Annotated in this window: 23 protein-coding genes; 15 read left to right on the forward strand and 8 right to left on the reverse strand. The window is 68.1% G+C overall.

Annotation, left to right across the window (positions count from 1 at the left end; all coding sequences use genetic code 11):
• Nucleotides 1–80: 80 nt before the first annotated feature.
• From ACW174_RS15575 to ACW174_RS15600, 6 genes are all read left to right on the forward strand, one after another.
• Nucleotides 81–2,435, forward strand: a complete 2,355-nt coding sequence (locus ACW174_RS15575; RefSeq protein ID WP_492015316.1) for a heavy metal translocating P-type ATPase — start codon at nucleotides 81–83, stop codon at nucleotides 2,433–2,435.
• 147 nt (nucleotides 2,436–2,582) lie between these two features.
• Complete coding sequence (locus ACW174_RS15580; protein WP_228763639.1) at nucleotides 2,583–3,077, forward strand: DUF305 domain-containing protein; 495 nt, start codon at nucleotides 2,583–2,585, stop codon at nucleotides 3,075–3,077.
• Nucleotides 3,078–3,194: 117 nt separating this feature from the next.
• The gene (copC, locus tag ACW174_RS15585) at nucleotides 3,195–3,557 is read left to right on the forward strand and encodes a copper homeostasis periplasmic binding protein CopC (protein ID WP_066628235.1); all 363 of its coding nucleotides are present in this window, start codon (nucleotides 3,195–3,197) and stop codon (nucleotides 3,555–3,557) included.
• A gap of 4 nt (nucleotides 3,558–3,561) precedes the next feature.
• Entirely contained in the window at nucleotides 3,562–4,476 is a 915-nt protein-coding gene (gene copD, locus ACW174_RS15590; RefSeq protein ID WP_166604667.1) for a copper homeostasis membrane protein CopD, read from the forward strand.
• A 62-nt stretch (nucleotides 4,477–4,538) separates the two neighbouring features.
• Nucleotides 4,539–4,871 carry a hypothetical protein gene (locus ACW174_RS15595; RefSeq protein ID WP_045811502.1) on the forward strand — a complete coding sequence of 111 codons (333 nt, stop codon included), beginning with the start codon at nucleotides 4,539–4,541 and terminating at the stop codon, nucleotides 4,869–4,871.
• A gap of 48 nt (nucleotides 4,872–4,919) precedes the next feature.
• The gene (locus tag ACW174_RS15600) at nucleotides 4,920–5,066 is read left to right on the forward strand and encodes a hypothetical protein (RefSeq protein ID WP_164952583.1); all 147 of its coding nucleotides are present in this window, start codon (nucleotides 4,920–4,922) and stop codon (nucleotides 5,064–5,066) included.
• 98 nt (nucleotides 5,067–5,164) lie between these two features.
• Here ACW174_RS15600 and ACW174_RS15605 read toward each other — a convergent pair whose 3' ends face one another.
• From ACW174_RS15605 to ACW174_RS15615, 3 genes are read right to left on the reverse strand one after another with little or no spacing between them, the layout of a single operon-like run.
• Complete coding sequence (locus ACW174_RS15605; protein WP_165117299.1) at nucleotides 5,165–5,656, reverse strand: YybH family protein; 492 nt, start codon at nucleotides 5,654–5,656, stop codon at nucleotides 5,165–5,167.
• Nucleotides 5,657–5,705: 49 nt separating this feature from the next.
• Nucleotides 5,706–6,182, reverse strand: a complete 477-nt coding sequence (locus tag ACW174_RS15610) for a DUF411 domain-containing protein (RefSeq protein ID WP_492015317.1) — start codon at nucleotides 6,180–6,182, stop codon at nucleotides 5,706–5,708.
• Nucleotides 6,179–7,270: an acyltransferase family protein gene (locus ACW174_RS15615; protein ID WP_240893533.1), complete on the reverse strand. Its 1,092-nt coding sequence runs from the start codon at nucleotides 7,268–7,270 to the stop codon at nucleotides 6,179–6,181. The genes ACW174_RS15610 and ACW174_RS15615 overlap by 4 nt, the downstream gene beginning before the upstream one ends.
• Nucleotides 7,271–7,460: 190 nt before the next feature.
• Here ACW174_RS15615 and ACW174_RS15620 point away from each other — a divergent pair, with 190 nt between their 5' ends.
• The 7 genes from ACW174_RS15620 (at nucleotide 7,461) to ACW174_RS15650 (ending at nucleotide 12,524) form a co-directional block, all read left to right on the forward strand.
• Nucleotides 7,461–7,739, forward strand: a complete 279-nt coding sequence (locus ACW174_RS15620) for a hypothetical protein (protein WP_040349357.1) — start codon at nucleotides 7,461–7,463, stop codon at nucleotides 7,737–7,739.
• On the forward strand, nucleotides 7,736–8,176 hold the full coding sequence (locus ACW174_RS15625) for a Spy/CpxP family protein refolding chaperone (protein ID WP_425982981.1): 441 nt from the start codon (nucleotides 7,736–7,738) through the stop codon (nucleotides 8,174–8,176). The genes ACW174_RS15620 and ACW174_RS15625 overlap by 4 nt, the downstream gene beginning before the upstream one ends.
• 9 nt (nucleotides 8,177–8,185) lie before the next feature.
• The gene (locus ACW174_RS15630; protein ID WP_492015318.1) at nucleotides 8,186–8,755 is read left to right on the forward strand and encodes an RNA polymerase sigma factor; all 570 of its coding nucleotides are present in this window, start codon (nucleotides 8,186–8,188) and stop codon (nucleotides 8,753–8,755) included.
• A 128-nt stretch (nucleotides 8,756–8,883) separates the two neighbouring features.
• The gene (locus tag ACW174_RS15635; RefSeq protein WP_008264371.1) at nucleotides 8,884–10,695 is read left to right on the forward strand and encodes a copper resistance system multicopper oxidase; all 1,812 of its coding nucleotides are present in this window, start codon (nucleotides 8,884–8,886) and stop codon (nucleotides 10,693–10,695) included.
• Nucleotides 10,692–11,885 carry a copper resistance protein B gene (locus ACW174_RS15640; RefSeq protein ID WP_419756320.1) on the forward strand — a complete coding sequence of 398 codons (1,194 nt, stop codon included), beginning with the start codon at nucleotides 10,692–10,694 and terminating at the stop codon, nucleotides 11,883–11,885. The genes ACW174_RS15635 and ACW174_RS15640 overlap by 4 nt, the downstream gene beginning before the upstream one ends.
• Nucleotides 11,886–11,902: 17 nt before the next feature.
• Nucleotides 11,903–12,289: a copper resistance CopC family protein gene (locus ACW174_RS15645; RefSeq protein ID WP_278069300.1), complete on the forward strand. Its 387-nt coding sequence runs from the start codon at nucleotides 11,903–11,905 to the stop codon at nucleotides 12,287–12,289.
• Between the two features lie 10 nt (nucleotides 12,290–12,299).
• A complete protein-coding gene (locus ACW174_RS15650) occupies nucleotides 12,300–12,524 on the forward strand; it encodes an ammonium transporter family protein (protein WP_419756321.1) in 225 nt (74 codons plus the stop codon).
• A gap of 52 nt (nucleotides 12,525–12,576) precedes the next feature.
• Here ACW174_RS15650 and ACW174_RS15655 read toward each other — a convergent pair whose 3' ends face one another.
• From ACW174_RS15655 to ACW174_RS15665, 3 genes are read right to left on the reverse strand one after another with little or no spacing between them, the layout of a single operon-like run.
• Nucleotides 12,577–12,936 carry a bleomycin resistance protein gene (locus ACW174_RS15655; RefSeq protein ID WP_419756322.1) on the reverse strand — a complete coding sequence of 120 codons (360 nt, stop codon included), beginning with the start codon at nucleotides 12,934–12,936 and terminating at the stop codon, nucleotides 12,577–12,579.
• 35 nt (nucleotides 12,937–12,971) lie between these two features.
• On the reverse strand, nucleotides 12,972–13,190 hold the full coding sequence (locus ACW174_RS15660) for a GDCCVxC domain-containing (seleno)protein (protein ID WP_083793340.1): 219 nt from the start codon (nucleotides 13,188–13,190) through the stop codon (nucleotides 12,972–12,974).
• Entirely contained in the window at nucleotides 13,187–13,573 is a 387-nt protein-coding gene (locus ACW174_RS15665) for an MFS transporter permease (protein ID WP_419756323.1), read from the reverse strand. Before ACW174_RS15665 ends, ACW174_RS15660 begins: the two co-directional genes overlap by 4 nt.
• A 62-nt stretch (nucleotides 13,574–13,635) precedes the next feature.
• Between ACW174_RS15665 and ACW174_RS15670 the strand changes: the two genes are divergently transcribed.
• Nucleotides 13,636–14,040 (forward strand): MerR family transcriptional regulator, encoded by a 405-nt coding sequence (locus tag ACW174_RS15670; RefSeq protein WP_040349355.1) that lies wholly within the window; start codon nucleotides 13,636–13,638, stop codon nucleotides 14,038–14,040.
• A gap of 40 nt (nucleotides 14,041–14,080) precedes the next feature.
• On the opposite strand, the gene ACW174_RS15675 is transcribed toward ACW174_RS15670, so the two are convergent.
• Nucleotides 14,081–14,479, reverse strand: a complete 399-nt coding sequence (locus ACW174_RS15675) for a four-helix bundle copper-binding protein (protein WP_008261099.1) — start codon at nucleotides 14,477–14,479, stop codon at nucleotides 14,081–14,083.
• Nucleotides 14,480–15,425: 946 nt separating this feature from the next.
• Here ACW174_RS15675 and ACW174_RS15680 point away from each other — a divergent pair.
• On the forward strand, nucleotides 15,426–15,854 hold the full coding sequence (locus ACW174_RS15680; protein WP_134581245.1) for a DUF411 domain-containing protein: 429 nt from the start codon (nucleotides 15,426–15,428) through the stop codon (nucleotides 15,852–15,854).
• Between the two features lie 19 nt (nucleotides 15,855–15,873).
• Here the strand turns inward: ACW174_RS15680 and ACW174_RS15685 are convergent, their stop codons facing one another.
• Nucleotides 15,874–18,033 (reverse strand): heavy metal translocating P-type ATPase, encoded by a 2,160-nt coding sequence (locus ACW174_RS15685; RefSeq protein WP_419756324.1) that lies wholly within the window; start codon nucleotides 18,031–18,033, stop codon nucleotides 15,874–15,876.
• Nucleotides 18,034–18,051: the final 18 nt, after the last annotated feature.

Consider the following 18,051-nt stretch of genomic DNA (forward strand, 5'->3'; position numbering starts at 1 on the left):
CCCATATACCCCAGACGGGTATCTTGCGATATACCCCCCATGGGTATATGTGAGCCCTTCGGTCAGCCGGAGAGAGCGACATGTCCACGCATCCTCACAATCATGCCTCGGGTCACGCCTGCTGCGGGGCGAAGGCCTTGGATGGCGCGGCTACGGTCAAGGATCCCGTCTGCGGCAAGTCGGTCGATCTCACGACTACCGCTCACCGAGCCAGTCATGGCGGTCAGGACTATTTCTTCTGCTCGGCGGGGTGCCGGACCAAATTCATCGGCGATCCGATGCGTTACCTGAACCCTCGCGTGGAGGCCGAGCCGGCCGTTCCCGGCGCCATCTACACCTGCCCGATGCACCCCGAGATCCGGCAGGAAGGCCCAGGCTCCTGCCCGATCTGCGGCATGGCGCTTGAGCCGGAGACGGTCACGGCGGAAGCCCCGCCCAACCACGAGCTGATCGACTTCACCAGACGCTTTTGGGTTGGTCTGGTCCTGACCCTGCCGGTCTTCGCCCTGGAAATGGGCGGACACCTGGCCAATCTCCACATGTTCATCCCGGGCCAGATGTCGAACTGGATCCAGTTCGCTTTGGCGACCCCCGTGGTTCTCTGGTGCGGCTGGCCCTTCTTCGAGCGCGGCTGGACATCGCTGCGCACCCGGCGGCTGAATATGTTCACCCTGATCGCCATGGGGGTCGGCGTGGCATGGCTTTACAGCGTCGTGGCCGTCGTCGCGCCAACCCTGTTCCCGCCCGCCTTCCTGAAGGCCGACGGAAGCGCGCCGGTGTATTTCGAGGCGGCGGCGGTCATCACCGTGCTGGTCCTCGTCGGGCAGATTCTGGAACTGCGCGCCCGCGAACAGACGTCGGGCGCGATCCGAGCCCTGCTGGACCTCACGCCCAAGACCGCGCGCCGAATCCGGGCGGACGGCGTCGATGAAGATGTCTCGCTTGACCAGATCGCCGTCGGCGACCGCCTGCGGGTAAGGCCCGGAGAGAAGATCCCGGTCGATGGCGAACTCCTGGAGGGTCGGGTCGCTGTCGACGAATCCATGGTGACCGGCGAGTCCATGCCGGTGGCCAAGGATGTCGGCGACCGCGTCGTGGCCGGCGCGCTCAACAAGACCGGATCCTTCATCATGCGCGCCGACAAGGTGGGCGCCGACACCCTGCTGTCGCAGATCGTCCAGATGGTGGCCCAGGCCCAGCGCAGTCGCGCCCCGATCCAGCGGCTGGCCGATACGGTCTCCGGATGGTTCGTTCCCACGGTGATCGCGATCGCCCTGCTCGCCGCCGTCGTCTGGGGCCTGGTCGGTCCCGAGCCCCGTTTGTCCTACGCCCTGGTCGCCGCCGTTTCGGTGCTCATCATCGCCTGTCCCTGTGCGTTGGGTCTGGCGACGCCGATCTCGATCATGGTCGGGGTGGGACGTGGCGCCCACGCCGGCGTCCTGATCAAAAACGCCGAGGCGCTCGAACGCTTCGAGAAGGTCGACACTCTCGTTCTGGACAAGACCGGCACCCTGACGGAGGGCCGTCCGTCGGTAACGGCGATCCTGCCCGCCCTCGGCTTCGTTGAAGCCGACATCTTGCGTCTTTCGGCCAGCCTCGAGCGGGGCAGCGAACATCCGTTGGCCGACGCGATTGTCCGGGCAGCCAAGGACCGGGACATCCCCCTTACCGAGGCCGTGGACTTCGACAGCCCGGTCGGTCGCGGCGTTCGCGGGACGATTGAGGGCCGCCAGGTCGCCCTGGGCAACACCCGTTTTCTCGGCGAGCTTTCGATCGACGTCTCCGCGCTGGAGCCGAAGGCGGAGGCCCTTCGCCACGACGGCGCCACCGCCATATTCGTGGCGATCGACGGAAAGGCGGCCGGGGTCATCGGCATCGCCGATCCCATCAAGGCCACCACGCCGGCTGCGATCCTCGCGCTGAAAGCGGCCGGTCTGCGGCTGGTGATGATGACCGGGGACAACCGGACGACGGCCGAAGCGGTCGCGCGGCGCCTCGGCATCGACGAAGTCCAGGCGGAGGTTTTGCCGCAGGATAAGGCGTCTGTCGTTCAACAGCTTCGTTCGCAGGGTCGGATCGTCGCCATGGCGGGGGATGGCGTCAACGATGCCCCTGCCCTCGCCGCAGCCGATGTCGGCGTCGCCATGGGGGCGGGTTCGGACGTCGCCATCGAGAGCGCCGGCGTCACGCTGCTGGGCGGTGATCTGCAAGGCATCGTGCGCGCACGGCATCTGTCCCGTGCGGTGATGGGCAACATCCGCCAGAACCTCGTTTTCGCCTTCGGCTACAACGCCCTTGGCATCCCCGTGGCGGCTGGCCTGCTTTATCCCGTCTTCGGCTGGCTTCTCTCGCCTGCCCTTGCGGCGCTCGCAATGGCGCTCTCCTCGGTCAGCGTCATCGGCAATGCGCTGAGACTGCGCGCGGTGAGGCTTTAGCCAAGATAGGCAATCAACAGTCCGCCCACCCACCTAAGGGAGGAACCGGCTGTGACGGGCCGGATTGATTTAGACGCTGACCGCAGTCTCCAAGCATTCGCAGCGGCAGGCGATGACGAACTGAAATTTCTGAAGAGGATACGGACGATGTCTCATCAACAGATGGACCACGGCGGTCAAGGCAACGCTCGTGGACTTGGCCCTTACCGAAGCCTGTACCTGGAGTTGGCGCTCGACTTCGTCATCATGTACCTGGTCATGTACACGATGATCGCCACGCTCGGTCACTTCTATCTCAACCTGAACAACGTCTACATGACCCTGATGATGGTCGCGCCGATGGCGGTCCTCATGCTCGTCTTCATGCGGTCCATGTACCCGTCGCGCAAAACAAACCTGGCCATTGGCGCGGTCGCGGCCGTGATCTTCGTCGGCAGCTTCATCGGCATGCGCACCCAGGCGTTCGTTGGCGACGACGAATTCCTGCGATCGATGATCCCGCACCATTCCGGGGCCGTGTTGATGTGCGAGCAAGCCTCCCTGACAGATCCGGAGATCATCGCTTTGTGCGACGGCATCGTGCGTGGTCAACAGGCGGAGATCGCCCAGATGCAGGCGCTCCTCGAGAAGCGTCGCCGCTGACCCCGGCGTGCGGGGGAAGGCCTCAGCCGCCCCCCGCTTCCTCTTCATGAGGGACGCCGTCGTGTGGCGCGTAGAGAAGCAGAAGGCCGGGACCGGCCAAACGTCTGGAGACTGAGTATGCGTTACTTCCACCCCGCGCCCTTCATCGCCGTCGCGGCGGTCGTGGCCTTCGCCGCCGGACCGGCGGCGGCCCACGCTCGCCTGGTCAGCGCCACCCCGGCGCCCGACTCCACCGTGGCCGCGACCCGGACGCTGACCCTGACCTTCAGCGAACGCAGCGTTCCCGCCTTTTCCGGCTTCGACGTCGTCAATGCGGCGGGGGAGAAGATCGCGATCCGCACCTCGGTGGCCGAGGACGGCAGGACCCTCACGGGCGCGCTGGCTCGCCCGCTGGCCGCCGGCGCCTATCGTGTCGACTGGCGTATCGCCTCGAGCGACGGCCACCGCATGACGGGATCCTACACCTTCACGGTGCGCTGACGCCGTGCTGGAAGTCGCGGTCATCGCGCTTCGTTGGCTTCAATACGGTGGCGGCGTCGTCCTTCTCGGCGCGCCGCTGTTCCTTCTCTACAGCTTTAAATACGCCGACGCGCCGAACCTGGAATGGTCGCGACCGACATTGCGCCTCGCGGCGATCATCGTCGCGCTCGGCTCGCTCGCCGCCCTGGTGGCCCAGACTGCCGTCATGGCGGGGTCGCTGAGCGAAGCCGTGAAACCCGCGTCTCTGTCCTTTATGGTCACCGGCACGGCCCTGGGCATGGCGATGGTCGTGCGGGCCGCCGCCGCCTTGCTTGGGCTTGTCGCCTTGGTCGCCCTGAAACCCGGTCGCGCGCTCTGGAGCGTGACGGCCGCCTTGGGTCTGATCGTGGCCGCCAGCTTCGCATGGACGGGTCACGGCGCGGCCACCGAGGGTCCGGGCGGGCCCATCCATCTTGTCGCCAACATCATTCACGCGGTGGCAGCGGCCTTGTGGCTGGGCGCCCTGGCGGCGTTGACGGCCCTGCTTCTGCGCCGAGCCGGTCCGGACGACTTTGCAATCCATCGCGCCCTGCATGGCTTCGCCGGCCTTGGAACGCTCGCGGTCCTGTTGCTGGTGCTGACCGGTCTCGTGAACAGCTGGTTCCTGATCGGTCCCGAGCGCGTGGCGTCGATCGCGGGCAACCTCTACGGCCAGCTTCTGGTCGCCAAGCTCGTCCTCTTCGGTTTGATGCTTGCGCTGGCGGCGAGCAACCGGTTCCGGCTGACGCCGACACTGGGCTATGCGCTGGAGACGGGCCAACCCTCCGTCGCCGCCATGAGCGCTCTCCGGCGCAGCCTGTTGATCGAAACGGGTCTGGGACTCGCCCTGATTGGCGTCGTGGCGGTCATGGGAACCCTGCCGCCCCCGGCGTCTCTGTAGGCTCGATTGCGATGATCAAAATGAGATCGTCGCTCCGCCGACCGTTGAAGTATGATCAGACAATGCCGTTCCTGCGTCATGACCTCCTCCGACTGACGACCGCGCTGCTCGCGGCGTTTGCCGTGCTGTTCGTGTCCACCGCTTCGATCGCCTGCGAAGCTCCGGTCGATCAGGATATGGCGTCCATGTCGATGAGCGGCGACGGCGTCCCGTGCGAGCCGAAGACCGTCAGGATCTCGTGCCATAAGGCGTGTCTGGCCATCTGCCAGGGCCTTGTCCCCCAGGGCGGTGAATCCACCCCCGCACGGGTCTATGCGTCTGTCCTCTATCCATCCCTTGATGCGCGGCATGCCGATTTCACCGTGGAGGCGGACGACCCGCCCCCACGACGCTGATCCTGTTGAAGATGACCGGACTCATTCAATCAAACAGAGATCAAAACCATGAAACGCACTCTCACCCTCGCAGCCCTGGTGCTGCTGGCTTCCGGTTCAGCCGCCTTCGCGGCCGCGCCGGACGCCGTGGCGCAGGCCGTATGCGCTTGCTGCGACGCTATCGCAGCCTGCGCGGAAGCCTGCACCTGCTGCTGATCGTATTATCGGGGACGCCCGCCCGCGAGGGCGGGCGTCTTCCCGATGTTCCTCACCGACGTCGCAGGGCCGGCGACCCGCTGGCGCGGGCCTGAGCGTCAGCCGGGCGCGCGCGACGACCAGTGAATGTGGTGGATGCGCCAGCCGTCGGCATGGCGTTTGAGGACCATGGTTTCGGTCGTCAGGCGGTCTACGGCGCGGCCGTTGAATTGGCCCGTGGTGCGGCCTTCGCTGGTGATCCAGGCGATGTCCCCGTCGGCCCATCCCGATCTGCGCGTCACCGTCGCTTCAGAGGCGGCGGCGAAGGCGGCGTCCGAGCCCAGGTGATGGGACGCATACTCGTCGCGCGATCGCTCCGCGCCACCCTCCTCGAAGATCATCACATCCGGCGCCATAATTGCCAGGGCGACGTTCGTGTCGCCGGCCTTCAGGGCGACGTGAAAGGCGTCGACGGCCGCCGCCGCGTCCGCAGCTTCCGCGGCGACCGAGCCGGCGGCTTGGGCATGCCCGTGGGCGTGGTCCTGGGCGAAGGCGGGTGTCGCCGAAAGAACGGCGAGCGACAGGACGAGGGCGAGAGAGGTGCGGGACATGGCGAACTCCGGATTGTGGGTGATCTGAACGGGCTGAGCGCGATCTGCGTCAGGCCGGCGGGTTGTGGCGGGCGAACACGCGGGTCGCGCCCGAGCGAAGCACCAGCAGGGTGTCGTAGGGCTCCTTGCGCCCCTGCGGCGTCTCCATGCCGGGCGAACCGAGCGGCATGCCCGGGACCGCGACGCCCACCGCCGCCGGTCTCTCGGTCAGCAGTCGAATGACGTCCGGGGCCGGCACATGACCCTCGACCAGATAGCCATCGATCAGACCGGTATGACAGGAGGCGAGCGCGTCCGGCATGCCCCGGTTGCTCCGGACCGATTGAAGGCTTGGAAGGACGGTGATGGTGGTGGTGAAGCCCGCCTGGCGCATGTGCGCGATCCAGGCGTCGCAGCAGGCGCAGGTGGGCGTCTTGAAGACCGTGAGGTTTCTGGACGGACGGGTCTGGGCGCAGGCGGACCCGCCCATGCCGATGAAGACGGCCGCGCCCATGAGTAGACGACGGTTCAGATTGGCGGGATTCAAAAGGGTTCTCCCTGATCGCTGTGGACGGATCGCTGCGCCTCGACAGGGTCGGCGCGCTGCGGCGCCAGCCGCGCCCGCAACCACCGTCGGCCAGGCTGCTCGACGAAGACATGGATGGCGGCCGCGGCGGCGAGCGTCAACACAAGCATGGCGGCCAGTTCGACCAGGCCCATTCGATAGTCCGCACCCCAGCCGGAGAACGCCTGCGCCGCATTGCGCCACACCATCAGGATGGGGATGTGGACGAGATAGAGGGCGAACGACGCTTCGCCGGCGAACAGAAGGACGGGGTGAGACAGGAAGGTCCGGACCGGAGCCTTGGCCAACAGGGCGAGCGACAGGATGAAGGGACCGGCCGCCGCCACGATGACCCGGTCGTCGGCGCCGATCTGCATGAGCGTCAGCAGCAGGGTCGTGGCGACCAGGGCGCCCATGAGGGACATTCGCGGCGAAGGCGTCCAGCGCTGACCGAGATAGTAGAGGCCAATGCCGTAGAGGAATTCGGGAATGATGCGCAGGATCCCGAGGCTGTCCTCGGCGCGAGGCAGCATCCGGCCGAACCAGGCGCGGTAGAAGGCGTCCAAAGCGACGAAAAACAGCATGGCGAGTGCAATCAGGACCCACGGCCTGGCCCGCAGCCGGAGCGCGAGGGCGGCATAGGCGGGGAAGGCCAGATAGGCGAACCACTCCGCCGACAGCGACCAGGCCGGTCCGTTCCAGAGCGCCATGCTCTCGCGCGGGAACCACGCCTGTACGAGCAGAAGGGTGCCCGCGAAGTCGACGGGATTAAACCGGCCAGGCTCCAGCCCGACGCCGAACACCGGCGCGATCAGCACCAGCCCAAGCATGGCCAGGAGGATGAACAGGTGAGCCGGATAGATCCGGGCCAGGCGCGCCGCCAGGAATCGACCGTAGTTCGGGGCCCGGTCTCCCTGCAGGTAGACGTGGGTCAGGATGAAGCCCGACAGGATGAAGAAGACATCCACGCCCAGGCGCGCGCGGTTCAACAAGCCCGCGCTCTCCGCCGGGAGGGTCCAGTAGAGCTGGAAGTGGAACAGCACGACGCCGAGGGCGAGAAAGAACCTCACGCCCGTGAGCGGATCGAGCACGTCGGGGAATGGAACCCGCCTGGGCCCTGCTCTGTCGCTCACGTCTTTTCCCCGGACGACAGGGCGCGTCCCGGTCGTCTCTGGTATCTACGCGGGCGACGGCTCGTCCCCTCGTGAGGGGACCGGAAGGCCGGCGCGTATGGCAAGTGGGGCGTGACGCAGGTGCGCAATGACTGACGACATGAATGAGTTGATCGCAGCGGTCGGGCCGGGCGACGCCGGCCGGCTGGTCGGCATGGAAGACGCGGTCTGGGTGCGGATCGGCGAACGCAGGGAGCGTGCCCGCATGGGTCAGGTTCGGGTCGCCGCCGTTGCGCTCGCTCTGGTGATTGGCGTCGCGAACGGAGGGCTGATGCTCATGGCTCCACGGCCGGAGCCGTCCGAGATGCGGATTTTCACGGTCTCGGCGGGCTTGTCGCCTCTCTCCGGCCTGGACGTTCGGGGATGAGGGCCGCCTGGAAGTCGATCGTTATCACGGCCATCCTGGCCGCGCTGGCCAGCGGCGCGGCGACCTGGGCGAGCGCGACCTGGGTCATGCGGGAGCGGCAGCCGCCAAGCCTGCACAGCGTCGTCCATGAGAAACTCGACCTGAGCCCTGAGCAGGATCGACGGCTCGACGTGGTCGAAGCCCGGTTCGCCGCTCTGCGGCCGGCGCTCGAAGCGGAAGTGCGCGCGGCCAATCGCGAACTGGCGGCCGCCATCGCCGCCAGTGACGGCGACACGCCCCAGGTCCAGGCCGCGGTCGATCATTTCCACGCCGCCATGGGCGATCTGCAGAAGGCGACAATCACCCATGTGTTCGAGATGCGATCCGTCCTGACCCCGGCGCAGGCCGAGGTGTTCGACGCCGCGGTCGTCGAGGCCCTGCACGACGACGCCGGCTAAGCGGCGCGCGTGGGTGCCGAGCAGAGCATCGAGGCCCGTGCGGCGACCGGAGACCGGGCCGCCTTCACCGCCTTGATGGCCGCCACAAAGGCAGATCTCTACCGGTTCGTGCGCCGCTATGTCGGCGATGAGTCCGAAGCGCATGACGTGCTTCAGGAAAGCTATGCGTCCGCCTGGCTCGCCCTGCGGCGGTATGATCCGGCGCGGCCGTTCGACGTCTGGCTGCGCTCCATCGCTCTCAACAAATGTCGCGATTGGGGTCGGCGGCGCGCGGTGCGCCGGGTCGTGCGCGGCGTCATGGGCCTGGAAGCGCCCGAGGCGGCGGCGGTGGGCGACGATGCGCCCTCACCCGAGACCCGGCTGGACGATCAGCGCAGGGCCCAAGCTCTGCAACGCGCCTTGCGGGACCTTCCCGACGCCCTGAAGGGGCCGCTTCTGCTCGCCACGCTCGAGGGACGGTCTCACGCCGAGATCGCCTCGATCCTCGGCATTACGCCCAAGGCGGTCGAGACCCGCGTCGCCCGCGCCCGCAAGACCTTGACGGCGGCTCTGGGCCAGGCTTCCGGCGGAAACGCTTGACCTTGCCCTGATGGGAAGATGCACAAGCTGCAATCCCGACGTCTGCGGCATCCTGACGCGAGGGATACGCCGCCCGGCCGCGTATCTGAACGAACGGCTGAATAGCCCGACCAAGGAATTTCTCGCCTATGTCCACGCCCCGCCTCGATCGCCGAACGCTTCTCCGTGGCGCAGCCGCCGGCGGCGGGCTGCTGGGCCTGCAGGGTCTGCTCCCCGCCTGGGCGCAAACCGGATCGGCGGGACTGCGGGCGGATCTTCCGACGCTGACGGGACCGAACATCGACCTGACCGTCGGACACACGCCCTTCACCGTGGGCGGCCGCACCGGCCATGCGGTGACCATCAACGGCGTTCTGCCGGCGCCGCTGCTACGCCTTAGAGAAGGCCAGAACGTCCGGCTAGCGGTGACCAATACGCTGGACGAGGACACCTCAATCCACTGGCACGGCCTGCTCGTCCCGTTCCAGATGGATGGTGTTCCTGGCATCAGCTTCCCCGGCATCAAGGCCCGTGAGACCTTCGTCTACGAGTTCCCGATCAAGCAGTCGGGCACCTTCTGGTATCACAGTCACTCTGGCCTACAGGAGGCGATGGGTCACTACGGCCCAATCGTGATCGACCCGGCGGGCGCCGATCCGGTCGCCTACGACCGCGAGCATGTGCTGGTCCTGTCGGACTGGAGTTTCATGCATCCGCACGAAATCCTGGCCAAGCTGAAGAAGAGCCCGGGTTACTTCAACCAGCAGCGCACCACGCTGGCGGGGCTCATGGACGGCAGCGACCGCATGAGCCTGGAGGAACGGCGCATGTGGGGCCAGATGCGGATGGACCCGCGCGACATCCTCGACGTCAGCGGGTCGACCTACACCTATCTGATCAACGGCCATGGACCGCAGGAGAACTGGACCGGCCTGTTCCGGCCCGGCGAGCGGGTGCGGCTGCGCATCATCAACGCGTCGGCCATGTCCATCTTCAACGTTCGCATCCCGGGCTTGCCGATGACCGTGGTGCAGGCCGACGGCGAGAACGTGCGCCCGGTCGAGACGGACGAGTTCCAGATTTCGGTCGCCGAGACCTACGACGTCATCGTCCAGCCGACCGAGGACCGCGCCTACACCATCGTCTCCGAAGCCATCGACCGGTCCGGCATGGGCCGGGCGACCCTGGCGCCGCGCCTGGGCATGACCGCCGAGGTCCCTCCCCTGCGAGAGGTCCCGAACCTCACCATGCGCGACATGGGCATGGGCGGAATGGATCACGGCGCGATGGCCGACATGTCCGGTATGGATCATGGCGCGATGGCCGGCATGGACCACGCGGCTCCGGCCCAGAACGCGCCCGCGGCCGGCGAGATGGCCGGGATGTCCATGTCGGGCATGAACATGCGCGATCCCGAGAACGCTCCGCCCGACATGGCGGTGGGCGTCGGCGTCGATGCGATCGCCATGGATCCCGCCAACCGTCTGGGTGAGCGTCCGATCGGTCTCACTACAGTCGATCATCGCGTCCTCGTCTACACCGACCTGGTGTCGCTCCAGCCGAACAAGGACCCGCGCCCCCCGTCTCGGACGATGGAGATCCACCTGACAGGCAACATGGAGCGGTTCATGTGGGGCTTCGACGGCCGAAAGTTCAGCGAACTGGTCGAACCGATCCGCTTCGAGCGCAACGAGCGGGTGCGGGTGACCCTGGTCAACGACACCATGATGGCCCACCCGATCCATCTGCATGGTCATTTCTTTGAACTGGTGACCGGCGGACCCACCGGTCACCAGCCCCTCAAGCATACGGTCAACGTCGCGCCCGGCGGCAAGGTGACCTTCGATCTGACCGCCGACGCGCCCGGCGACTGGGCCTTCCACTGCCACATGCTGATGCACATGCACGCCGGCATGTTCAATGTTGTGACGGTGCGGCCCATGGACGGAGCCGCGTCATGAGCCGCCTCGCCGTCGCCCTCGCCCCGCTGGTGCTCGCCGTCAGCGCCTTCAGCGCCCAGGCCCAGGACACTCACACGGGCCACACTATGCCGGCGACCGCGGCGCCGACACGCCCCGCGCCAGCACCGCGGCCCACGCCACAGGCGCCGGCCCGACCGGCGCAGGATCCGCACGCCGGTCACGTCATGCCGCCCGCGCAGACGCCGCCCGCCGCGGATCCGCATGCAGGCCACCAGATGCCGGCGCAGCCCGCGCCCGTAGACCCGCACGCGGGACACCAGATGCCGGCGGCGACGCCCGGCCAGGCTGATCCGCACGCGGGCCACGACATGTCGGCCATGTCGCCCGCGCAGACCGACCCTCACGCCGGGCATGACATGTCGACCATGAGCATGGGGCCGCCCGATGTGGCGACCAGCGCCGACAATCCCGGCCGTCCTCCGGAGGACCCGCTCCCGGCCGCCGCCCTGGCCGGCCCTGCCCACGCCGCCGATCTCGTCTTCGGCGCCGAGGCCATGGCCGCCTCTCGCCGGACCCTGATTCACGAAAACGGCGACGTCCGCACCACGGCCGTCATTCTCGATCGCCTCGAAGCCGGCTTCGGCGACGACGGCGAGACCTACCTCTGGGACGTCCAGGGCTGGACGGGCGGCGACATCAATCGCTTCTGGTGGAAGTCCGAGGGCGAAGGCGACTTCGGCGGCGAGCTCGAGGAGGCTGAAGTCCAGGCGCTCTACAGCCGCGCGGTCACGCCCTTCTGGGACGTTCAGGCCGGCGTGCGTCAGGACTTCCGGCCCGACGGCGAGGACACCACGCATCTGGTCCTCGGCCTGCAGGGCCTGGCGCCCCATTGGTGGGAAGTCGACGCCGCCGCCTTCCTGTCGACCGACGGCGACCTGACCGCCCGCGTCGAGGCCGAATACGACCAGCGCATCACCCAGCGCCTGATCCTTCAGCCCCGCCTCGAAATCGACGCTTCAGCCAGCGACATTCCGGAACTGGAGATCGGTTCGGGCCTGTCCTCGATCGAGGCGGGCCTGCGACTGCGCTACGAATTCCGCAAGGAGTTCGCCCCCTATGTCGGCATCGAGTGGAGCCGCGCGTTCGGCGATACCGCCGACTACATCGAGGCCCGAGGCGGCGAGACCGACGACACCCGCTTCGTCGTCGGCCTCAAGGCCTGGTTCTAACCGAAGGAGACCACCCCATGATGATCCGCACTCTCGTTGTCACCGCCGCCCTCGCGTTCGCTGGCGCCGCCGCCGCCCAGGACCCGCATGCGGGTCACGCTATGCCGGCCCAGGCCGCTGTGCCCCAATCTGGCATCACGACCGTCCCTGCGAATGGCGCGATGACCCAGGGGTCGCCCGAGCGGTTCAGCGTCACCTTCCCCCACGCCATGGTCCTCAAGACCGTCGCCCTCTCCGCCGAGGGGCAGGCTCCGGTCGACGTCACTGTCCCCGCCGCACCGGCCGCCGCCACCGTCGGCGTGGCTCTTCCGCGCCTCGCGCCGGGCACCTACACTGCCGCCTGGACCGCCGAAGGCCCGGACGGTCACAAGATGTCCGGCTCCGTCAGCTTCATGATTCACTAGGAGAACGACGATGAAAGTTTCCAACCTGCTGGCCGCCGCCGGCGCGATCGTGACCCTGAGCGCCGGCGCGGCCCTCGCCGCCGAGGGCTGCGAGTGCTGCAAGGACATGGCCGCGGACGCCGCCATGAGCTGCTGCGACGAGATGAAGACCGAGCCCGCCCCGCCCGAGCCGACGCCGCCCGCCCCGGCGCCGTCGGATACGCCCGCGCCTCAGGGCCACGCCGACCACAACTGATCGTCGCATCGATGGTTTCCGGCGGTTTCCCGTGGGGGAGCCGCCGGACGCCTCAGTTCTGGATAAGGCGGATCAAGTTTCCGTCCGGGTCGATGAGCGCGCCGATCCGCAGTCCCGACTCCTCAAGCTTCGGCGCGTGCAGGCGGGGGTGGCCCCAGCTGGTTTCCGGCAATCCTGAAACGACGCACCCTGCGTAAAACCCGTCCAGGTCGTCCAGCCGCAGGCAGCAGCCGAAGTTGCTGGTCAGCGGATCCACGTCCGGATGCGGGAAGAACTCCAGCGTCAAACCGCCTCTTTTCAGGATCATCCAGCCTTTGTCGCGCCAGTCCTGGTCGAAGCCCAGTCGAGTGTAGAACTGGGACGTAACTTCGAAATCCCGCGACGGTAGGTTGGGCGTGGCGTGGTCGGTCACGGCGAACTCCGGGAATGCAGCAATGCCGCCGTAGCCTAGCTGCAACACCCCTTGCCATCTACCTGGATCGGCGGACACGGCACGTCGGCATAGGAGCAGAACACGCAGCAGTCGCCGGGTAGGGGCTTCAGCTTCACGCCGCAGCCGAGACAATCGTAAAACCAGATGCAGGCGTCGGTGGGCATGGTCTCCGTCGCAACATGACCGCAATCCGGGCAGGTCAGCGTCGAGTCTAGAACGATGGCCCGGGTCATCGCATGGCCGCCAGTCGCGGCATGACCCACGGCTCGATGTACGGCTGCCAGGCCATGGAAAGGACGATCAGCAGACTGGCGATCACCAGCAGCCAGAAGGCGAGCCGCGAAGGGTGGCGGCAGGCCCCGTCTTTCCGACACATCCGCAGGCGACGCCAATGCAGCAGCCAGCCCGCGGCCAGGATGACGGCGGCCAGAAGCGTCAGCCAGTTCCGCGCACCCGCGATGACCGCGGCGCCGGCGAAGGATACGCCCGCCACGGACAGAGCCAGAGGCAACACGCAGCACGCGGCCCAGGCGAACACCGAGGCGACACCGCCGAGGGCGGCCGAGGCGCTGATGGCGACCTCGGGCATGCGGGGCCGGTCGTAATCGATGGCCATAGGACCTCCCGTTCGATTTCTGCTACAGGCTACAACCCGTAGCCGCTACGGGATCAAGAGCCATGTCCGCACGAAGTTTGACGATCGGGCGCCTCGCTGACAGCGCCGGGGTGAACCTGGAAACGGTGCGCTACTACGAACGTATCGGGCTGATGCCCGCGCCGGCCCGGACCGAGGGCGGCCACCGCAGCTATGAGCCGGAACACGCCCAGCGTCTGCGCTTCATCCGCCGGTCGCGCGAACTGGGCTTCGGCATCGACGCCATTCGGCGCCTGATCGCGCTGAGCGAGCCGGGCGTTCAGGCGTGCTGCGAAGTCCGCGACATGGCCCAAGACCACATCGCCAGCGTGGACGCCAAGATCGAGGATCTGCAGAGGCTACGGAAAGTGCTGAGGCAGGCTGTGGCCGACTGCAGTGAAGGCGGACGGGTTAGGTGCCCGGTGATTGATGAGCTGGGCTCGAGCTAGCGTCGAAGCTACGACCCTGTGCCGATGACAGCGGTCAGCCTCAGTGCCGTGAAGGCCTGATCGACGCGGCCGCCTCGCGGCAAGCATCTTCGCAACGCCGGCATTCTTCGGCGCAGATACGGCAATGCTCGTGCATCTCGGCGTGCTTCTCGCACTCGATGGCGCAGTCGGCGCAAGCCTCGGCGCAGGTCTCGAGCATGCGCTTGATCAAGGCCTCGTTGCTGCCGGCGCGCCGCACGGCGAGCCCGGCCGTAGCCAGACAGACATCGGCGCAGTCGAGATCGAGCCGGATGCACTGGGTCAGGTCCCTGACCATCTCCTCGGCCAGGCAGGCGTCAGCGCAGATGCGGCATACGGCGGCGCAGCCGTAGCCCGCTTCGATCGCGCGAATGAGGCTGTCGTTCACGCTGCCGCGTACGTCGGGGTGGGTGCTGATCATTGGTTGGATTTGCATCGGAGGCTCCCTCGGGTGATCGGGATCCAACCCCGGCGCCGGGACGATGTTCCGAACGGCGACGCCTCCCGACCTCGTCAAACCCGTACTTCGCCGAGCCGAGATCATGTGGAAATGCGGTGGACCGGACATCAGGGGCCGGCCGGCGACCTCAAGCTCACATGCATTCGACCACGGATCACTGAACCGCTTGCGATTTGGATCTCCGCACTTGCCCGCGAGTTCATCTACAATCGGCGGCGCAACCGAGATTGTGGGGTCGGCGGGCTCCGGAACAGAGAGGCGCTGGTCTTGAGCCAGGGACGTAATGCGTCGGCCCGGGCGCGCCGGGCCGGCCTCGTCCTCGCTGCCCTCGAGGGCCGAAGGCTCGTCTTCGCGAGCGGGCCCTCGCGAAAAGTCAGCCTGTTGGTCGCGCGCGCCGTGTTGCGCCTTATACGGCCGGGCGGAGGCCGTTGCCGCTCACATGCAGTTTTTGGCGCCTTCGGGGCCCCGCAAGCGTCGGCGGGCTAGCTCTCGACGCCACGGTTCGCCGCAGCGGACGCTTCGCCTCCGGCTTCCGCCGGCTCCTCAATCCCGTCGCCCATGACCATTCCACGGGGATCAGCGCTTGCGTGACCGGCCTCGTACGGTCGCGATACGTCAGCGAAGGCATGGTTGCGAGACCCCGGGCGCCTCAGGCGAACGGATTCGCTTGGCCGGGCCGGCCGAGCAGGGGGCTGTGTCCTGCCCGGGCGGGTGCGGGCCTTCTACCAGAGGTTCCGCTGCGATATGGGCGGACTTAGCCGGCGCTCAACGCCTGGGCGACGTCAGGTCAGGGCGCGACAACTGCGCCCGTCGCCAAACCGGCCCGCGCCCGCCATGGTGGGATTTGGACTCCCAAGGAGCGCTCACTTTGGTTCAAACTCGCCCGCGCTTGTCCCGCCGGACCCTCGTGTTCGGCCTGCCCCTGGTCGCCGTGGCCGGCCCGGCCCTCGCCGCGCCCCCGAAACGGATGATCGCCTACAAGACGCCATGGTGCGGCTGCTGCGGCGGCTGGATCGCCCACATGCGCCAGGCGGGCTGGAACGTCGAGGTCGTCGAGCGCGAGGATCTCGCCCCGATCCGGGCCCGGCATGGCATTCCGGACCGCCTCGCCTCGTGCCACACAGCGGTGGTCGGCGCCTACGCCATCGAGGGCCATGTTCCGTCGAGCGATGTCGAGCGGCTGCTCGGCGAACGCCCCGCCGCCCGCGCACTAAGCGCGCCCGGCATGCCGGCGGGCTCGCCGGGCATGGAGGCCGCCGGGCGCGAACCCTATGCGACCGTCCTGATCCTCAACGACGGTTCGACCCGCGTGTTCGGTCGCCACAACGGGGCCTGAGAAGGCGCACCGCCGGCAGTCACGACGGTTGACGACGCGGCGTCCAGCGCAGCAGGCGCATGGCGTTGGCGGTGACCAGGACCGTGGCTCCGGTGTCAGCGAGGATGGCGGGCCACAGGCCCGTCACCCCGATCACGGTGGTGACCAGGAACACCGCCTTCAAGCCCAAGGCGATGGTGATGTTCTGCCGGATATTGCCCATCACTCCGCGGGACAAGGCGATCATGTCGGGAATGTCCCTGACCCGGCCGTGCAGGACGGCGGCGTCCGCCGTCTCCAGGGCCACGTCGGTGCCGCCGCCCATGGCGATGCCGACATCCGCCTGGGCCAGGGCCGGGGCGTCGTTGATGCCGTCCCCAACCTTGGCGACCACCAGACCCTCGGCCTGAAGCGCCTTGACGATCACCAGCTTGTCCTGCGGCAGCAGCTCGGCCCGGGGCTCGAGGCCCAGCGCGGCTGCGACCGCCTCCGCCGTGCGGCGGTTGTCGCCCGTCAGCATGACGGTGCGGATGCCCCGCCCCTTGAGGTCAGCCAGCCCCTGAACCGCGTCGGGCCGCGCCTCGTCGCGCATGGCGAGGAAGCCGGCGACGCCCTCCTCGACGACAAGGACGGAAACCGTCTTGCCCTCGGCGTTCAGAGCGGCGATGGTCGCGTCCTGCGCCGGCGTGATCGGCGCGCGTCGGGCCGCGGCCAGCGGCGAGCCGAGGAAGATGCGTTCGCCGCCGACCTCGCCTTCTACGCCCTCCCCCGCAATGGCCTGGGTGGCCGACGACGGTGGCGCCGTGATCTTATCCGCCTCGGCTCGGGCGAGGATGGCGAGGGCGAGCGGATGGCTCGATCCCGTTTCCAGCGCGGCCGCCAGCGTCAGCAGGAGGGAGGCGTCCCGCGTTCCGGCGACGACGTCGGTGACGACGGGCTTGCCGGCGGTCAGGGTCCCCGTCTTGTCGAAGGCGATCGCCGTGATCTTGCCCAGCGTTTCCAGCACGGCCCCGCCCTTCATGAGCAGGCCGCGCCGGGCGCCCGCCGACAGGCCGGCGGCGATGGCGGCCGGGGTGGAGATGACGAGGGCGCAGGGGCAGCCGATCAGCAGCACGGCGAGACCCTTGTAGATCCATTCGCTCCACGTCCCGCCGAACAGCAGCGGCGGCGTGACCGCGACGAGGGCGGCGAACACGAGCACGCCCGGCGTGTAGATTTTCGAGAAGCGGTCGATGAAGCGTTCGGTCGGCGATTTCGATTCCTGCGCCTCCTCGACGAGACGCACCACCCGGGCGATGGTGTTGTCCGAGGCCGAGGCCGTCACGCGCACCCGCAGGACGCTGCCGCCGTTAATCGTGCCGGCGAACACAGGATCGCCCACGACCTTGCGCCTGGGCACGCTCTCGCCCGTCACCGGGGCCTCGTCGAGGTCTCCCGCGCCCTCGATGATCTCGCCGTCCGCCGGAACGCGGTCTCCGGGCCGGACCAGGATGATCGCGCCCACCGCCACGGTCTCGGCGGCGACCTCCGTGGTCACCCCGTCCGCCTCGACGAAGGCGGTCTTGGGCACGAGGGCGGCGAGCCCCTGGATGCTCTTGCGCGCGCGTCCGGCCGCCACCCCTTCGAGCATCTCGCCGACCAGGAACAACAGGACGACGGCGGCGGCCTCTTCCGCGGCCCCGATGAAGACGGCGCCGACGGCGGCGATGGTCATCAGCATTTCGATGGAGAAGGGCGTGCCGTGGCGCGCCGCCGAAAAGGCGCGCGACGCGATCGGAATCAGCCCCACGGCCAGGGCGGCGAGGAAGGCGTATCGTTCGAGGGAGGGGAACAGCGTGCCCAGTCCATAGGCGGACAACAGCGCCAGGCCGCAGAGCGCGGTGAGGCGGGCCTTGCCGGTCCACCACCACGGGGCGCCCCCGGCCCGGGCGGCCGCCGGAGGTGGGCCCGCCGCCGCAGCGACGGCTCCGGACGTCGGCGCGGCCGCTTCTCCGATGTAGCCGAGGTTGCGCAGTTGCTGCAGGACCGCCTCGTCGGCGAGGTCTCCGCCATGCCGGATCTTGAGCACGCCGGTCTGCACCGCCACCGAGACGTCCTCGACGCCCGGCAGCCTGCGGATCGCCGTGTCGATCTTGCGGCCGCAGCTGGCGCAATCCATCCCGGTGACCCGGTATCGGCTTTCGAGGGGTTGCGCCGTCATGTCTGTTCCTTGTGATCT

The sequence above is a fragment of the Brevundimonas sp. AVps31 genome (genome assembly GCF_058681355.1).

What these genes read in the sequence shown, in the direction of transcription:
- ACW174_RS15625 (WP_425982981.1), top strand. Translation starts at nt 7,736, where the DNA reads ATGAGGGCCGCCTGGAAGTCGATCGTTATCACGGCCATCCTGGCCGCG.
- ACW174_RS15600 (WP_164952583.1), top strand. Translation starts at nt 4,920, where the DNA reads ATGAAACGCACTCTCACCCTCGCAGCCCTGGTGCTGCTGGCTTCCGGT.
- ACW174_RS15660 (WP_083793340.1), bottom strand. Translation starts at nt 13,190, where the DNA reads ATGACCCGGGCCATCGTTCTAGACTCGACGCTGACCTGCCCGGATTGC.
- ACW174_RS15675 (WP_008261099.1), bottom strand. Translation starts at nt 14,479, where the DNA reads ATGATCAGCACCCACCCCGACGTACGCGGCAGCGTGAACGACAGCCTC.
- ACW174_RS15665 (WP_419756323.1), bottom strand. Translation starts at nt 13,573, where the DNA reads ATGGCCATCGATTACGACCGGCCCCGCATGCCCGAGGTCGCCATCAGC.
- ACW174_RS15595 (WP_045811502.1), top strand. Translation starts at nt 4,539, where the DNA reads ATGCCGTTCCTGCGTCATGACCTCCTCCGACTGACGACCGCGCTGCTC.
- ACW174_RS15635 (WP_008264371.1), top strand. Translation starts at nt 8,884, where the DNA reads ATGTCCACGCCCCGCCTCGATCGCCGAACGCTTCTCCGTGGCGCAGCC.
- ACW174_RS15575 (WP_492015316.1), top strand. Translation starts at nt 81, where the DNA reads ATGTCCACGCATCCTCACAATCATGCCTCGGGTCACGCCTGCTGCGGG.
- ACW174_RS15685 (WP_419756324.1), bottom strand. Translation starts at nt 18,033, where the DNA reads ATGACGGCGCAACCCCTCGAAAGCCGATACCGGGTCACCGGGATGGAT.
- ACW174_RS15670 (WP_040349355.1), top strand. Translation starts at nt 13,636, where the DNA reads ATGTCCGCACGAAGTTTGACGATCGGGCGCCTCGCTGACAGCGCCGGG.
- ACW174_RS15580 (WP_228763639.1), top strand. Translation starts at nt 2,583, where the DNA reads ATGTCTCATCAACAGATGGACCACGGCGGTCAAGGCAACGCTCGTGGA.
- ACW174_RS15620 (WP_040349357.1), top strand. Translation starts at nt 7,461, where the DNA reads ATGACTGACGACATGAATGAGTTGATCGCAGCGGTCGGGCCGGGCGAC.
- ACW174_RS15645 (WP_278069300.1), top strand. Translation starts at nt 11,903, where the DNA reads ATGATGATCCGCACTCTCGTTGTCACCGCCGCCCTCGCGTTCGCTGGC.
- ACW174_RS15605 (WP_165117299.1), bottom strand. Translation starts at nt 5,656, where the DNA reads ATGTCCCGCACCTCTCTCGCCCTCGTCCTGTCGCTCGCCGTTCTTTCG.
- ACW174_RS15650 (WP_419756321.1), top strand. Translation starts at nt 12,300, where the DNA reads ATGAAAGTTTCCAACCTGCTGGCCGCCGCCGGCGCGATCGTGACCCTG.
- ACW174_RS15640 (WP_419756320.1), top strand. Translation starts at nt 10,692, where the DNA reads ATGAGCCGCCTCGCCGTCGCCCTCGCCCCGCTGGTGCTCGCCGTCAGC.
- copC (WP_066628235.1), top strand. Translation starts at nt 3,195, where the DNA reads ATGCGTTACTTCCACCCCGCGCCCTTCATCGCCGTCGCGGCGGTCGTG.